This is a genomic window from Paenibacillus sp. FSL K6-0276 (assembly GCF_037977235.1).
Classification (GTDB): domain Bacteria; phylum Bacillota; class Bacilli; order Paenibacillales; family Paenibacillaceae; genus Paenibacillus_AQ.
In genome coordinates this window covers 3485974-3498203 of sequence record NZ_CP150276.1, presented here as the reverse complement: position 1 = coordinate 3498203, position 12230 = coordinate 3485974, and the positions used below count along the sequence as shown (strand labels likewise).

Here is a 12230-nt window from a genome sequence, read left to right as displayed (position 1 = left end):
CAATTTGATATGTATTCCATCTGGATGAAAGCATCCAAATGGAGAAAGGAGCAAGGCATGAGTATTCGTCAACCAAGCATTCTACCACGAATCTTGTTATCCCCGCCGCATGTAAGTGGACGTGAACAGGCCTATTTAGAGGATGCAATTCATTCTGGCTGGATCGCTCCTATTGGACCGCAAGTCGATGCTTTCGAGAGAGAGATGGCAGAATATACAGGTTCAAAGGGTGCGCTTGCGTTAAGCTCTGGAACAGCGGCAATTCATCTCGCACTTCGTCTAGCTGGCGTCTCCCGAGGAGATTATGTGATTTGTTCGACGCTAACGTTCGTAGCCAGTGCTAATCCTATTCTATATTTGGGGGCTAAGCCTGTATTCGTAGACTCAGAGCCAGAGACGTGGAACATGTGTCCACTAGCCTTTCAGAGAGCCTGCCAAGATTTGAATGACAAAGGGCTACTGCCTAAAGCAGCTATTGTCGTCAATTTATACGGACAGAGCGCAGACATGAAGCCTATTGTAGAAATCGCTAATCGATATGGTATTACTTTGATAGAAGATGCTGCTGAATCGCTGGGCGCTTTTTACCACGGAAAGGCAAGTGGTACTTGGGGCCGATTCGGAATCTATTCTTTCAACGGTAATAAAATCATTACAACCTCAGGTGGAGGCATGCTTGTGTCGGATGATACCGATGCATTAGATCAGGCTCGTTTCTGGTCTACACAAGCACGTGACGCTGCACCACACTATCAGCATTCCGAAATGGGTTACAACTATCGGCTCAGTAACCTATTGGCAGCTATAGGCCGCGGTCAATTGGAACTGCTTGAGGAAAGAGTCGAACGGCGTAGACATATTAGTCAAACGTACTTAGAGCGATTGGGATCCGTTCCGGGTCTTCATTTCATGCCGGAAGCGCCAGATTGTCGTAGTACACGCTGGTTAAGTGCGCTAACGATTGATGAAGAGATCGCTGGATTCTCCGCTAATCAACTCTTAAAGTGCCTTGAATTTAACAATATAGAAGCTAGACCTGTATGGAAGCCATTGCATTTGCAACCTCTGTTCGAGAACGCCATCTATTATCCATACATGGAGGGACATAGTATATCTGATCAATTGTTCACAAAAGGTGTATGTCTACCCTCTGGAAGTTCCTTATCGGATGATGATCTGGTACGTGTAATGGATGCGATAGAGTCATGCATTCAGAACCGCTGAAAGTTTACTTGGCAACCCAACCGTTAGCACCGGTTCCGCTTTCTTTCACATAAAAAGTGGCTTTTGGTATACCATCTGTTCGCATAGCTAGACTGCCAACCGGAGCGGTTATGGTGCCCTCGGGCGAACCTTCCACGATGAATACTGCGGGAAGTAATGTACCCCCAACGAGTCGAATCGCTCGTTTGAAGTTGCCATAGGTAGAGAACCATTCAGTTAGTGAATACGGATTATACAAGGTGCCAAGAGACGTACCCTGCATAGCAACCAACGTTTCGAATTCTAGAATGCGTTTTACCTTTACAGCACGAGTATCGAACACTGCCACATTGTTCAGGAGCAAGGAAGGTTTAGCTGTACCATAAGAAGAGACTAGCACTACCTGATTAGTTCCGCTGTTACGGACAATCATATTGTCGACAGTAACCATCGTGTCTGATTGCGTTGTGAACAAGTACAAGGTACTACCCATTAAGTCCTGTGCATCCATCGTCCCCACATAAAGATCTCCTCCGTCGATTCGGACTCCGCTAGCTAAGTTGGAGCCTGAGCCGTACATTCCTAAAGATCCAATATGCAATCTTGGTCTACCTCCGGAAGCATTGAACGCAGCATAAATGGCAGGACCTCCAATGCCGTCGAACTTAGCGCTCGCTATATCGATAAATTGTGAATAAATCGTCTGTAAACCGTAACTAGCTTTATGATCAGTGGAACGAATAGACAAATGACTAATTTTCATAGTCAGTCCATAAGACAGTAATGCTGGACTTACGGATCCACTAACACGCATATCAAGTGAACCGATGTCCAGGGTCCAGAGTCTGGCGATTTCATCTGTAAGTCCTGCTGACAGATCATTACCGAAACCAATGGTAGTTAAGGAGTCGAAGCGTTGATAAAAGCTGCGCGTTCCCTTGAATTCGTCGGGTTCCAAATCTAACGAGTTGGCCCCATTGAAGCTAGGCGCTCCACCGCGACTGTTGTTTAGGACTGCGCTGTTGACATGAAGCTGATCTACAAAATGGATGACGAAGTTCTTTCGTCCAGCCGTCTCACAGCGCGCATACCCGATCTGCACATTAACGGATGGAACTTCTTCCGTACCTCCAATAAAAATATTATCACCGTAGCAATCATGGGAGTAGACCGATTCGATGGATATATTTTGCGAAGAAGAAATGAACAAGCCGTGAAGTTGATCGTTGACGGTTGATTTCACAGTCGAAGCACTTCCATCGATTTCGAGAGCGCCGGTTATCGTGATATTAGCGGCGTTTAAGATGACAAGTACTCTAGTATCTGAAGGTGGGTTCGATGCTAGTAACAGCTTGGACCCTGGTTCAAAGCTTAGATTGGTTCCGGATGGAATGCGAAGACACCACCATTCAAGGCTGGAAGGATTACGCATGCGACCAGAAGAGACTTTGTATACACCAGGCGGGAAAATAACAACTTTACGTTTGATGTTTCCAGCATTGATTGCATTTTGAATCGCGACTGTGTCGTCTTTGAGACCATTCCCTACGGCTCCATATGATCGGACATTCACATAACCGTTAGTCTCAGGGTCTAATTTAATAGAAGTGACTGCGCCGTCCACAATTACGGACGTTGTTACAGAATTATCTGGAATAGGGGCAGTTGCCATATACTTCACTCCTTTATTCTTTGATTTAGTATTTTATGTGAACTTTAAGAAGATGCCTGTACAAAGAGCACTCTTATAGGGCGAAAGGAGTTTTTTATTTGAAAGTACTAGTAACTGGGGGGCTTGGCTTTATTGGGTCTCATGTTGTTGATCGGCTCATAAGAGAGGGTATAGAAACTGTAATTGTAGATAATTTATCGGGTGCCTCCGGCTCATTCTATAGAAATCCTTCCGCACTTCTATATCAATACGATATTCGGGATGAGACACTGGGCGAAGTCTTTAGCCGTGAGAAGCCGGATGTGGTCATTCATCTAGCAGCACAGATTGACGTAAGGGAATCACAGCGGAATCCGTTGTTTGATGCGAACGTGAATATTGTCGGAACACTAAACGTCCTGCGAATGTGCGAAGCTCATCATGTTGAAAAGATCGTATACGCCTCGTCGGCGGCTGTATATGGGAACCCTGAATATTTGAGCATTGATGAGAAACATCCCTTGAATCCTGAGTCCTGCTATGGCGTATCCAAAAGTGTTCCTGAGACCTACATTCGGATGTTTGCCAGCATGCATGGGCTGAAGTATACGATACTTCGTCTTGCTAACGTATATGGACCTCGGCAAAGTTCGCATGGTGAAGCTGGTGTAGTTTCGATTTTTCTGGATCGCATGAAGCAAGGCAAAGAGCTCTTGATCTATGGGGATGGTGAACAGACACGGGATTTTGTCTATGTTGAGGATGTGGCACAGGCGTTTGTAGATGCGGCACTTTCGGATGACAAAGTAGATAATCAGACCATGAATATTAGCTGCGGAGTAGCTACCTCGATTAATACTGTTGTGGAGATGATAGGCAGCATTACGGGACGTGAATCCCAGACAACCTATGAACAAGCTCGGCCAGGCGATATTCTTCACAGCTATTTAAACAATAGCAAAGCACAAGAATTGATGTCCTGGTCTCCTAATCATGACCTCTACAAGGGGCTCAAGAAGACGATCGCTGCCCGATTAACTGTAGGAAATGCTGTGGATCACTAATCGTAAATATCGAAAGGGGTCATCCCCATGGAACGAAAATTGAATTCGGAAATGTTTGTTCTGCGTAGCATAGCCTGCTTAAGTATAGCGTTGCTGCATGCTTTATATCGAGTCTATGACGACGGAAATACGCCTTGGGTAGAGTCGGTTGGTCTACTGCTGACATTTGGCACGCCGGTATTCGTATTTATCTCCCAATTCGTATTGTCGTTTGCTTACCCAGATGGAATTCCTGCGAGATTTTGGGAGAAGCGGATTAAGTACATTTTACTTCCCTACTTTTTTTTCGGGGCTTTGTACGCAGGATTAAAAGGACTGGACATGTCGAGCAGCGAAGGTATTCCACTTCTTCAGGCTTTTTGGTATTACCTCTGGCGTCATTTGTTACTCGGAGATTTTCACGGCTACTTTATCCTCATTATCTTTCAGTTTTATGGCTTGTTCATCTTGTTTCAAAAGCATGCAAAAAAATTCACTCCCCGCACTATGCTGATTGCATCGTTCGTAATAAACGTAGTGTACTTGGGTTTCTTCAACGTCACCAAGCCCGTGGATACGGTAGCCGCTCATTATATCTGGGATAAATTGTATTGGGTTTTCTCTCCGGGGTGGATTTTCTACTTTACTGTGGCTTATTACTTGGGGCGAAATGAGAGTTGGTTCCGGGAAAAATTAAAACAGTTCCATTTAGCCGTCTACATTCTTCCGGTTGTAACTGGGGCGCTTGTGCTGTTCGTGAATGGGCAAGGCTGGATTACAGCGCATAGCTCCAAGAGAATTGATATGTTACTATTCGCTATGAGTATGATTCTATTACTCTTCACAGTTGCTTCTTCATTGAAAAAAGTGCCGCGTGTGCTGGAGTGGAGCAGTAGATACTCCTTCGGCATATACTTGCTTCATCCGTTGCTGTTGGCTCTATTCGTCAAACTTCCTTCTTCGTTCGGATTGCAAAACCTTGGACTATTCAGTGTTCTACAACAATTTGTGGGATGTGTAGTGGGTTCGGCGATCATAATGAACTTAGCGAATCGTATTCCAGGCGGAGCCTATGTATTCGGTCGAATTGGGATTGGGATCAATCAGAGAAAACCCCCGAAACCGCTGGATAAGTCCATAAGCTCGAGTATTGGGAACATAAACTAGCTAAAAATTGACCACTAACATTCCGTTTTTCAGGTGATTAGTGGTCTTTTAATATTCTCTTGGTAAATCACCATTACATCGCACTAGTTACCCCTCAATTCTCGTTAAAAAAGCTAAATAGTTGTAAAAAGTACAATTGCGCTTTTTCGTTTGCGGCTTAGTCCCAGTTTAATTGCATACCTGTACAACTATTTTTCGAGAATTCCGCCATATGGAGGTAAATGTTCATTTTTAAGTGTATAGAGTGCAACTAAATCCCAATAAACTACCTTCAAAGTTAATGTAGTTGCACAAAATACAATTAAACCAACTTCGTGATTGCAATGCATTAGCTAATCTCTCGCACATTAGCGGCGTAATCCCAGTTTAATTGTTGTGTTGCAGCCAGATAGCACGTAGCCCTGCCGTTACGGACCGTAATGCAGCTATTTGAGTTTGGAGTAAATAGCTGCATCAGAGTTCGATAATCTAGCAGAAATGGCCTAAATCATTAAATTAAGGGCTCCTCATACCGATTTATTATCGAGGGGATCTGAAATAGTTGGAATTATCGGGGAATCCTATTATAATTGACTTCTTGCTTAAAAGTGATCATGAATAATTAACCATTTACAACCAGAGAATAATGCAACGCGCAGACATTAGGAGGAAATGAAAAGTGGAACTTGGAATAAGTACCTTTGTCGAGACAACGCCCGATGTCCAAACGGGTGAGACAATAAGTCATGCAGAACGGCTACGTGAAGTAGTGGAGGAAATTGTACTTGCTGAACAAGTGGGACTAGATGTATACGGAGTGGGTGAGCATCATCGTCATGATTATGCGGCTTCATCACCGGCGGTTGTGTTAGCTGCGGCTGCATCGTTGACTTCCAAGATTCGGTTGACCAGTGCCGTAATGATCCTGTCTTCAGCTGATCCGGTACGGGTATTTCAGGATTTTGCAACGCTGGACGGAATTTCGAATGGACGTGCGGAGATTATGATCGGCCGTGGTTCGTTTACAGAGTCTTTTCCATTATTCGGCTATGATCTGAAAGATTATGAAGAACTGTTCAATGAAAAGCTGGAATTGTTATTAGCCATCCAAAAGTCAGAAAAAGTAACCTGGAGCGGCAAACATCGAGCGGCTATAGACAATCTGGGTATTTACCCACGACCGGTTCAAGATCCTTTACCGATTTGGATTGGAAGTGCAGGAAGTCCAGAGTCTGCGATCCGCACAGGATCACTAGGTTTGCCTTTTGTTTTAGCGATAATTGGGAATGTTCTACCGCTTGATTATGCGACACATGTGCAGCTCTACAAAAAAGCAGCGGCTGAAGCCGGATATGATATTTCAAACTTGCCCATTGCATCACACTCTCACGGGTTCATTGCTGAGACTAATGAGTTAGCACTGGAGAAGTTTTTCCCTTCAACGCATGCTCGGACCAATGTGCGGGCGAAGGAAAAAGGGACGCCACCATACCATCGTTCCGATTATGATGCAGCGTGCAGCTTTGATGGCGCTTTATACGTAGGTGATCCAGAAACAGTAGCTAACAAAATCATTCATCTGCGCAAGCATGTGGGGATTACGCGATTCTTTTTACATGTGCCCCACGGTACAATGCCTCATGAGGATGTTATGAAGGCGATTAGACTGCTGGGAACGGAAGTAGCCCCTCGTGTTCGTGAAGAAGTATCGCGCTGGGAAGCAAGTAATCGTTAAATTAATAAGCTGCGTCCTTAGGACGTGGCTTTTTTGTGAGGTATACTGGAATGAATAACGTTTTACACAGGAGGGGCAATGGAGAATATTCATTATTTATCTCAATTCAATTTGCTTCAAGTGTTAGAACTTGATGATCTAATTGAAATGGAAGAGTTAACTCGAATAACAGTAGTCCCGAAAAATACATATATACAAACACCAGAAACCTTTTCTGAAGGATTGTTTTTTGTGAAAAAGGGGAAGGTTCGCTTATACCAATTGAACGCAGACGGTAAGCAATTTACGTCGGATATCCTCAGTGAAGGCAATGTTTTTGGTGAAATGGATGTGATTTCTTTTGGAACTAGGGAACATTACATTGAAACAATCGAGGAATGTCATATCTGCACAATTGATCCTACAAGATTTGAAGAATTCATCTCTCACCGACCTAGATTTTTGAAGTCACTACTTCAAGTATTGAGTGATCGCATAAAAAGTATGAGTCAGTTAACACAAAATCTAGCCATCGGAAATCTGCATGATAAAATATTGTGCGTTCTTTTAAAGCTATCTGATCAGCTTGGGGTTAAAAACGAGGACAATTATTACAAAATCAATGTTCCTCTTTCGCATCAAGAAATCGCTAATTTGATTGGTGCGAGCAGAGAAGCGGTTACTGTGGCATTGCAAGAATTGGTGAAAGCTGAAGTGATTCAGACAGGGTTCAGAACTATACTTATCCATCGTGATAAGGTCTTGGAAAGAAAGTTATAAAGATTATGAGTTGTAAATGAGATTACATCTTTATTTTTAGAAATACCCGATCCTAGATATAACAAGAAGGTTATCCAAGCCTTTAAAATCATAGGTGAAGGGACGATTTCTATGGAGCATAGGAAGGGAACTCGAAAAGTTAGCGATATTCCCGCTGAGGTTGTAGAACTACTGCATAAAGGAGAATTACAGACTGTAAATCTAACGGAATGGCTTGCTGTGGATCATCTTGTGCTGTTGGAAAATGTGCTGGACGAGCTAGGTTTTGGGCAGGAATCCAAACCTATTTTACATAGGCTGCGCGATTCATCGGAAAAGAAAATAATGAAGCTCATACCGGCTATCGCGCGGGAGTGGCAACAAGTATTGGACTGCAAATCAGAGGTGGAACAATCCCGGGTATTCACAGCTTTAGCACAGCATCGTTCCGATAGTGTTCGGTGCTGGGCTGCTTATATGGTTGGTCAGAATCCACAATGGAGTCTAGATCAAAAACTAACAGCAATACGTCCTTTTGCAGCTGATGATCATTTTGGGGTGCGTGAGATTTCTTGGATGGCTTTAAGGGAATCGGTGATTGCAGAGTTGAGCGAATCCATTGCATTGTTAGAGGACTGGGTTCATGATCAAGATACGAATATTAGGAGATTTGCGATCGAATTGACACGACCACATGGGGTATGGGCGAAGCATATTATAGCGCTCAAAGAAAATCCAGCGATTGCACTTCCGCTATTAGAACCGCTTATGTCTGACCAGGCAAAATACGTTCAGGATTCTGTAAGCAATTGGTTAAATGATGCTAGTAAAAGCAATCCAGCATGGGTACGGCAAATCTGTGACAACTGGTTGATAATTTCAGATACCAAGGAAACGAAGCGGATTGTAACCCGAGCTATAAGGAGTATTACTGATCAACGTTGAAATTAAGGCATCACTTTAGGATGGAAGAAGAAACGCCAAACACTATGGGCAAGTGGCTCCTGTATTCAGCAGGAGCCCTTTTTAGTGCAGAATGGCGGTATTTGGATTGATGAGTCAATGCGATAAACGAGAATAAATTGTTTTTATGTGAAAAGTGAAAGGTGAAAAAGTGGAAATTATGTTAAGATTATAGGATACACGTGATTTTTGGATTAACATGATAGTCTAAAACCATAATAGAAAATTAGGAGCGGTAATTTGAGAAGACAAAAACCAATGACAATGGAAGAATTGATGAATGAGTTACAAGGTCAGAAAACGAATCAAGAAGATCCCAATCAAATATCTTTAGAGAAGTTGTTTAATGAAGATTTCATGAGTAAGTATTCCAGTTGCAAGAGTTTCAACGAGTTTTTAATCAAAGGGAACTTTCAAGTAAAGACAGAAGAAGATGTCGATAACATACCTGACGAACTTTTTGATCGTCATGTTGTTAGGGAGACGGAGTTTGCTGATTGGAAATCTATGTTGGAAACAGCAAATAGGGAATACACCCGTATTTCATAAAACAATTTGCAGAAAAAAATCCCCTTAACGGGACCGAGTCCGTTTGTGATACGGATTTAAACACCTTACAAGTTTAAGTAGCCAGTCACCGGAAATCCATCGGTGACTGGTTATTTAGTTTCGCATGAATCCGAATTGAGTTAGATGCTGACACCTATGTATCTTGTGATAAAGTCTTGATAATCAACAATCCAAAGAGTTATCTCGTTTCAATTTCTCAAGTTGCGTACCATTCGATAGACATGATACATGTCCCCCCTAAGCTGACGAGATTCAGGTATATATCCTGTTTTTCGCTCGGCTTTTTCTTTTGACAAGAGTTTTGGATTTTCGGGGTAAGTGCGAGAATGATCAACGCTACAACCTATTTTATTCGTTTATACTCAGTGTTTCGTCCATACACTTTTCTTCTTTGGTCATAAGATATTTCGAAAATGAGTAAAGGAGGATTTATATGGCAGAAAAAGTGAAGGTTAGCCCGCAATTCAAAAGACTTTGTATGCAATTCGGAAAAATTCTAGGTGGTGAATCGGAAGTTGATGCAGGTCCGGTTTGTTTTGTCATGCGCATGACGAACTTAAGGGAGACGATCCTGGGAAGAAGAACGCGCTCGCCTTTGGTGCAAATGCAAATGTTTTCGTTTGAATCTCTTGATAAGTCGGGCCGCGCGCTTTGTTTGGGCGAGACTGCCGTACATCAAAATCAAGTGAATCGATTGATGTCGAATCTCCGTAAACGTGGGATTAAAGTGACTTCGCTTCATAATCACTGGCTAAATGAAAACCCTCGTTTAATGTATATGCACTGGGAAGCCATTGACAATCCTATTGCGTTTGCTAGAAAAACCAAAGACTCCATTGCGTTCTTGGGTTAATGCAGTGGAACGATGAAATTGTATTCTTAACTTATTCTGAAAGGATGATTTCGAATGGTCGAACAAGTGAAAGCAAGTCCCCGTTTTAGAAGACTATGTAACCAATTTTCAACCATTTTAGGTGGAACCGAGCATGAAATTACAAAGGGGCCGGTTTGTTTTGTCACCAGAAACAGGAAAATAAACGCCTCAATTTTAGGAAGAGTTACCACATCTCCATTGGTCCGTTATCAATTGTTCTCGTTTGAATCACTGGACAGTTCAGGCCGCGCACTGTGTTTAGGGGAAACAGCCCTTTTTCAGAATCAAGTCAATCGATTGCTGTCAAACCTTCGCAGGAACGGGATCAAAGTAACAGCAGTCCATAATCACTGGCTGTTTGAGAATCCACGGCTTATGTATATTCACTGGGAGTCGATCGATAATCCCGTTGCATTTGCAAGAAAAGTAAAACGTTCGATTGCCTTCTTAGGTTAATGATGAGGAATAATCTGCAATTCTTATCTCCCTAAAAGTGGGTTTTAGTGTTAATATATAATTCGAAATCTTTCTGTAGGCATTTCGGGGGATCGGCGCTTACTGGTTTTCTCACTGGACACTCGACACATGTGGAAACTATCGCTCTGCTGAGACGTATAACATCAGTATTGTTAAGAAATAATTAAACTTTAACGAGCCCTACCTGTGGCAACGTCAGAAATTATTTATGCATCAGGATCTGTGCTTATTAGGAAAGTGGGGCAATAAGAGAATGAAGTTTTTAGGAGCAGGTACTTTTATTCTATATAGCATCGTTACAGGAGGGATTGTTGGGCTTTTCGTATGGAGCTTTCTCGCTATTCTTTCTGTAACGACTCGCTTTTTATGGGTTGATTTGCCGAATGTAATTGATATTGGATATTGGACACTAATCGTGAGTGTAGTTGGCGGTATTTTGATAGGTTTATCTCAAAAGTACCTTGGTAATTATCCGCGATTAACAGATGAGGTAGTAGCAGAATTCAAGCAAACAAAAAGAATTGATTACAGATCAGTGTTTAAGGGCGCCATAATTGCAATTTGTGTACTTTCTTTTGGAGCCAGTCTTGGTCCCGAGGCGGCTTTGGTCGGGATTGTAGGAGGCCTTTCTACGTGGGCAGGAGATGTTTTGAAATCATTAGTAAAGAAAAAATCTGTATTAAATGAACATGGAGATATCATCATCGAATATAGTATTGAGACAACAATGGGTATGGTTTTTAGGGCGCCGCTATTTGGAGTTAGTACATTGTTTGAAGATAATAAAGAATCAAGGTATATTAAGCTAATAAAGACAATTGTATATTCATTAACTACTGCCGCAGGTTTTTCTGTATTTATTCTATTATCCAAAATAGATAACAGACAATTTTCCATAGCGGACTTTGGTACACCAACATTAGGCGGATATGAAATATTAGCTATAATTCCGCTGATCCTTTTAGGAGTATTGCTTGCAAAATTATATGAATTATTTAGTCATAGTGCCCAAAAAGTACTTAAACCACTTGAAAATTATAAAGTCATTAGAGCTGTTATTGGCGGGATAGTACTAGGATTAGTCGGTACGATTCTCCCTATTACTTTATTTTCGGGGGAGCATGAGTTAACCGAATTAGCTGCTAAGTGGACCGATATGTCAGTTTATTTATTATTGGCAATAGGTATTTTAAAGCTATTTTTAACTGAATTTTGTTTAGCCTCTGGTTGGCGTGGAGGACATATCTTTCCTATTATTTTTGCAGGGGTAAGCATAGGCTATGGAATTGCGTCGTTATTCTCGATAGATCCGGTAACATCCATTGCCATAGTCACTACATCTCTAACCAGTGCAGTACTCCGGAAGCCGCTGGCAGTTTTGTTGCTTTTAATCATGATCTTCCAAGTGAAGCTGTTTATACCTATGTTAATTGCAGCATATTTGCCAGTGTATTTATTAAAGCTGAAACGGGGATAACTTAAGGTTACTCTCTGGGGAAAACTTAAATTTGTAAGTTAGTATTAGCTGAATTCAGCCACATCTTTGTTTATTTTACTGTCAGTACTCGATACGTGTGGAGTGCTTGGTGGTTCGCAATGTCTAGATGAGATGTGACAGTATTGCTCAAAAAAAGTAGAGAACCGTAACTGTTGTCATCATCATTGGTAAACCTGGTATGAAATACGATAGCAAGGCTCTTATGCATGTTGCATGGAGCCTTTTTTGTGCGTTCGCCAAAAGCAGTTATATTACACATACTCCAGATCTATAATTCAACACTATCGGGAAGAGGGCTTCGTTTCTGAGGGAACTTCTAATATCCGTCGGCG

The 12230-nt window shown here is 42.1% G+C and carries 11 protein-coding genes; 10 read left to right on the top strand and 1 reads right to left on the bottom strand.

The features are described from left to right. The first annotated feature begins 57 nt into the window (after window positions 1-57). Window positions 58-1224 carry an aminotransferase class I/II-fold pyridoxal phosphate-dependent enzyme gene (locus tag MHH52_RS16505; RefSeq protein ID WP_340003641.1) on the top strand — a complete coding sequence of 389 codons (1167 nt, stop codon included), beginning with the start codon at window positions 58-60 and terminating at the stop codon, window positions 1222-1224. Between the two features lie 4 nt (window positions 1225-1228). Here MHH52_RS16505 and MHH52_RS16500 read toward each other — a convergent pair whose 3' ends face one another. Continuing rightward, the gene (locus MHH52_RS16500) at window positions 1229-2875 is read right to left on the bottom strand and encodes a glycosyl hydrolase family 28-related protein (RefSeq protein ID WP_340003640.1); all 1647 of its coding nucleotides are present in this window, start codon (window positions 2873-2875) and stop codon (window positions 1229-1231) included. Between the two features lie 98 nt (window positions 2876-2973). On the opposite strand from MHH52_RS16500, the gene MHH52_RS16495 reads away from it, so the two are divergent. The 9 genes from MHH52_RS16495 (at window position 2974) to MHH52_RS16455 (ending at window position 11877) form a co-directional block, all read left to right on the top strand. Beyond that, on the top strand, window positions 2974-3918 hold the full coding sequence (locus MHH52_RS16495; RefSeq protein ID WP_340003639.1) for an NAD-dependent epimerase/dehydratase family protein: 945 nt from the start codon (window positions 2974-2976) through the stop codon (window positions 3916-3918). A 27-nt stretch (window positions 3919-3945) separates the two neighbouring features. Continuing rightward, the gene (locus MHH52_RS16490; protein ID WP_340003638.1) at window positions 3946-5064 is read left to right on the top strand and encodes an acyltransferase family protein; all 1119 of its coding nucleotides are present in this window, start codon (window positions 3946-3948) and stop codon (window positions 5062-5064) included. 658 nt (window positions 5065-5722) lie between these two features. Next, on the top strand, window positions 5723-6778 hold the full coding sequence (locus tag MHH52_RS16485) for an LLM class flavin-dependent oxidoreductase (protein WP_340003637.1): 1056 nt from the start codon (window positions 5723-5725) through the stop codon (window positions 6776-6778). A gap of 78 nt (window positions 6779-6856) precedes the next feature. Beyond that, on the top strand, window positions 6857-7537 hold the full coding sequence (locus tag MHH52_RS16480) for a Crp/Fnr family transcriptional regulator (RefSeq protein ID WP_340003636.1): 681 nt from the start codon (window positions 6857-6859) through the stop codon (window positions 7535-7537). A gap of 111 nt (window positions 7538-7648) precedes the next feature. Further along, on the top strand, window positions 7649-8461 hold the full coding sequence (locus MHH52_RS16475) for a DNA alkylation repair protein (protein WP_340003635.1): 813 nt from the start codon (window positions 7649-7651) through the stop codon (window positions 8459-8461). Window positions 8462-8737: 276 nt separating this feature from the next. Then, complete coding sequence (locus tag MHH52_RS16470) at window positions 8738-9028, top strand: hypothetical protein (RefSeq protein WP_340009699.1); 291 nt, start codon at window positions 8738-8740, stop codon at window positions 9026-9028. Window positions 9029-9482: 454 nt separating this feature from the next. Continuing rightward, on the top strand, window positions 9483-9902 hold the full coding sequence (locus tag MHH52_RS16465) for a DUF1259 domain-containing protein (RefSeq protein WP_340003634.1): 420 nt from the start codon (window positions 9483-9485) through the stop codon (window positions 9900-9902). Window positions 9903-9956: 54 nt separating this feature from the next. Next, window positions 9957-10379 (top strand): DUF1259 domain-containing protein, encoded by a 423-nt coding sequence (locus MHH52_RS16460; protein ID WP_340003633.1) that lies wholly within the window; start codon window positions 9957-9959, stop codon window positions 10377-10379. Between the two features lie 274 nt (window positions 10380-10653). Next, on the top strand, window positions 10654-11877 hold the full coding sequence (locus tag MHH52_RS16455) for a chloride channel protein (RefSeq protein ID WP_340003632.1): 1224 nt from the start codon (window positions 10654-10656) through the stop codon (window positions 11875-11877). Window positions 11878-12230: the final 353 nt, after the last annotated feature.